Source organism: Alkalibacterium sp., assembly GCF_046484155.1.
Classification (GTDB): domain Bacteria; phylum Bacillota; class Bacilli; order Lactobacillales; family Carnobacteriaceae_A; genus Alkalibacterium.
The window spans coordinates 1-4,522 of record NZ_JAWOBT010000094.1 but is presented as its reverse complement, the minus strand read 5'-3'; the positions used below and the strand labels follow the sequence as shown (position 1 = coordinate 4,522).

The 4,522-nt window shown below is 37.5% G+C and carries 2 protein-coding genes; one reads left to right on the top strand and one right to left on the bottom strand.

Translation table 11 applies throughout. From position 1 onward, the window contains the following. Positions 1 to 44 precede the first annotated feature (44 nt). Positions 45 to 3,368 (top strand): hypothetical protein, encoded by a 3,324-nt coding sequence (locus R6U02_RS06790; RefSeq protein WP_410262858.1) that lies wholly within the window; start codon positions 45 to 47, stop codon positions 3,366 to 3,368. A 407-nt stretch (positions 3,369 to 3,775) separates the two neighbouring features. On the opposite strand, the gene R6U02_RS06785 is transcribed toward R6U02_RS06790, so the two are convergent. Next, positions 3,776 to 4,522 (bottom strand): HD-GYP domain-containing protein (locus R6U02_RS06785; protein ID WP_410262857.1); only part of this gene is annotated, 747 nt, incomplete at its 5' end.

Sequence of the window (4,522 nt, the reverse complement as noted above, 5' to 3'; positions counted from 1 at the left end):
CCTATTTTAAAATGAGTAACTACAGTAAGATGAATCCTTTCTTTATGACAGTAGTAAGTGATGCTGACCATTGGATGTTTATATCAAGCACAGGCGGACTGACCTGTGGACGTAAAAATGCGGAGAATGCATTATTTCCATATGACACCGATGATAAAATACACGACAGCATCGAGACGACCGGCCCACATACAATGCTCATCGTCAATAAAGATGACAAGAATTTTCTGTGGAAACCCTTCTCGCTTCATAACAGCAATGTATATAAGCTTACAAGAAACCTATATAAAAACACTACAGGTAATAAGATTATGTTTGAAGAAATCAATCATGACCTGGAGGTTAGTTATACTTATACGTGGAAGAACAGTGATCTGTTTGGATTTATTAAAGAATCAAAAATACTTAACCTAGCGGAAAAAGAAGTAGAGATAAGAGTCCTAGACGGTATTCGTAACATACTGCCCTATGGGGTCAATACACTTTTACAAACCACTAAAAGTACACTCGTGGATGGCTATAAACGTAATGAATTAGTGGAAAAAGCCGGATTGGGTATCTACACGCTTAGTTCGATTTTAACAGACAAAGCGGAGCCAAGTGAATCACTGAAAGCAACGACGGTTTGGTCAAAGGGCCTTGATAATCCTAGCTACCTTTTGTCAGAGCAACAGATCGAAGCTTTTTCTCTAAACGAAGAAATCCAGACAGAAGTTGATGTTAAAGGCAGAAGAGGCTCCTACTATGTTGCAGATTCCATCCACCTCAAGGGTCGGGAATCAAAAAACTGGTATATAGTAGCTGAACTCAATCAAAGCGCTTCAAAAATCGAGAAACGTATCAAGGAGATCACAGAAAACCAATCGATTCTTGATGTGGTAGAAGCTGATGTTTCTAAGGGTGAGTACAATCTGAACAAGCTTGTATTTGAGGCAGACGGATTCCAATTTACGGCTAATGAGAAGGCGAGTTATAGACATTTTTCAAATACCCTTTACAATATTATGCGAGGGGGTATATATGCAGATGGCTATGAGATCGATAGAGAGGATTTCAAGGCTTTTGTAGAAACATGGAATAAAGAAGTCTATGAGAAACAGCTGGATTTTATGAGCCAATTACCCGTAACAATCAACTATAATGAACTGCTTGGTATGGCGACAGAGCTTAACAGCAAGGATTTCGAACGCTTAGTGTTTGAATACTTACCGCTTACGTTCAGTCGACGACATGGTGATCCAAGTCGTCCGTGGAATAAATTCAATATTGAAGTTTCCAAAGAAGATGGGAGTAAAGCGCTTAAGTTTGAAGGAAACTGGCGTGACATCTTTCAAAACTGGGAAGCATTATCTATTTCCTACCCTGCATATACGGAGAGTATCATTGCTAAATTCGTAAATGCATCAACGGCAGACGGCTATAACCCCTATCAAATTACGAAAGACGGCATTAATTGGGAGAAGCTTGACCCTGAAGATCCGTGGTCAAACATTGGATACTGGGGAGATCATCAAATCATTTATCTTCTAAAGCTAATGGAATTATCAAAGGCTTATAATCCTGATAAGTTACAAGAACTTCTTCATAGAGACATCTTTGTCTATGCGAATGTGCCTTATAGGATCAAAGGATTTGATGCACTAGTCGCCGATCCAAGAAACAGCATAGTTTATGATGATGCGAGTGACCAACGTATTAAGAATAAAACTGCAAGACTTGGATCAGATGGTAAGTTGGTTTACAACAAGGATGGAATTTACAAAGTTAACTTAATGGAAAAACTTTTGGTTACTCTTCTGGCTAAGTTCTCTAACTATGTGCCTGAAGGTGGCATTTGGATGAATACACAACGTCCAGAGTGGAACGATGCTAACAATGCTCTTGTTGGGAATGGGTTGTCCATGGTCACCTTGAATTATTTGCACCGTTTCCAGGTATATATGAGTCAAATAGTTAAGGAGATCGAAGAGGACTCTATTGAAATCTCGGTTGAAGTGCTCCAAATGTTTAATGATACAGCATTGGTATTGAAGGATAGTAGGCAGTATCTTGGCAATGAAATGTCCGATGACACCCGATTTGAGATTGTAAAAGCGTTGGGTGAAATTGGAGAAAACTATAGGAATGCCATTTATGACAATGGTTTTGCAGGAGATAAAGCGGCACTTTCTATAGAATCTCTTAAAGAGTTTACTGAAATTTCAATGAGTCATTTGAAAGATTCAATTAAAAAGAATAAACGCGAAGACGGTTTATACCACTCGTACAATCTTATCCGATTTGGTAAGGAAAGCTGCAGTATATCAAATCTTTATGAGATGCTGGAAGGTCAGGTTGCTGTTCTAGGTTCAAAAGCTTTAGATGGAAAAGAAACTATTGATGTCTTAGAAGCGCTTAGGAATAGTTCGATTTATCGTGAAGACCAAAACAGCTATATGCTCTATCCAAATCGTGAGCTACCAAGGTTCTTAGAGAAAAATGTGGTTCCTGAAGAAGAGGTTATGTCGTCAACTGTTTTAAAAGAAGAATTGAATCAGAATCGCACACGGTTTATTGAAAAAGATGTTAATGGAAAGTACCATTTTAACGGTCGATTCAGAAACGGTGACGAGATCGAAGAAGCACTAAAAGCCACAGAAGAGTATAAGGATGAAGACATTAAAATCGTTAAAGAAATCTTTTCAGAACTGTTTGACCATCATGCTTTTACAGGACGTTCCGGTACTTTTTATAAATATGAAGGTTTAGGGTCTATCTACTGGCACATGGTATCAAAACTAGCCCTGACGACACAAGAAAACTTCGAAGATGTCTATTCCCAAAAGGGTATGAATGAAGAAGCTAGGACGCTTATGAATGATTATGAAGACATTAAGGCAGGCATCGGATTAGAAAAATCACCAGAACAATATGGCGCATTTCCAACAGAAGCTTATTCCCATACTCCAGGATTTGCAGGCGTCCAACAACCGGGCATGACTGGACAAGTTAAAGAAGACTTTATCTCTCGACTAGGTGAATTAGGCGTGAAGGTAGAGGACGGGCGTGTTCATTTCAGACCAGTGTTATTAGCAAAGTCTGAGTTTCTAAAAGAGATGAAAGACTGGTCTCTACCTAGGAACAGTCAGGCTATGGATACAGAAACGATCCAGCTAGATCAGAATTCTTTAGGATTTACATTCTGTGCAGTTCCGGTAATCTATTATCTGGAAGACAAAAAGAAAATCATCATTTGTTACAAAGATGGTACAGAAAGTGTTTTTGAAGATACGGATACTTTAGATTTCGAAACAAGTCAAACCATTTTTAGTCGTGATGGTAAGATCGATCGAATTAAAGTGACCATTGACGGTAATTTATTGCAATGATTTTTGAGTACTGATCGATCATTTGCCTTGTTGAATGGCATAAGAGTAATAGGATGCGCATGTGTAGACAGCCGCATTGAAGAGTTGAGATAGCTTGTCATCATTAATTTTAGCGGTTTTCAACTAACTATTGAAGCGTTAAAAATCCCCTCGGACTAATCGTTCGGGGGATTTTTTTGTCGGTTCTATAACAAATGACGTCAGTGACTATACTCACTGACGTCATTTGTTATAGAAATTTTTAAATTAAAATTGAGTTATGGAATTTTTTCTGCATTATTCTGTCATATATTATATGGACTTAAGAATAGGAATATTAAGTTAAGTACTATTTATATAAAAAAACTATATCTTTTTAGATAGAAAGTGGTATCATTATAAATGAAATAACTATTTACAAAATATTATTATAAAAAGCTGGTTATTTTTTCTAATTCATCAAAAGGATCATGGAAATCAGAATGTATTTTGATGAATTCTAGTTTAGCAGCTTCGATAGCTTGAGAGAAGTTAGGATCAAACTGAGTTCCTATACCCCTTTCCAATTCTTGAAATGCCTCTTCAATAGAAAGCTCATTTCGATAAGCTCTCGTAGAGGTCATCGCATCGAAAGCGTCAGCAACAGCCAATATTCGGGCCTCTGAGGGAATTGCAATTCCCTTGGATCCCGTGGGGTATCCTTTTCCATCCCATCTTTCATGATGATAGAGGACACCGTTTTTTAATCCTTTTAATCCTTCCATCTTTTCGACCATTTGTGCTCCAAAAGTCGTGTGGGTTTTAATGATTTCATATTCTTTATCTGTTAATTTTGCCGGCTTCGTTAAAATCTGTTCAGGAATGTTGATTTTGCCAATATCGTGAAGGAGTCCACTCAAGCGTAAGTGTTTAAGCTTTTGTGTATCTTGGTATTCAGGAAGCTGTTTAGCTAATGCAACAGCATATTGACTAACTCTTTCGCTATGTCCAAATGTGTACAGATCTTTTGCTTCCATTGCTACGATAAAGCTTTGGACGACTTGTTCAAGTGTTGTTTCCATTGAGTCAATAACAGTATTAACTTGTTTATCATAAAGCATGTTCAGCTTTGATAATAGCAGGTAACTAAATGTTGTCACGATAATATAAAGTAGAATACGGTTAGAAATATCGAT

Coding starts and splice junctions, on each gene's coding strand:
- R6U02_RS06790 (WP_410262858.1), top strand. CDS start 45: ATGACAGTAGTAAGTGATGCTGACCATTGGATGTTTATATCAAGCACA.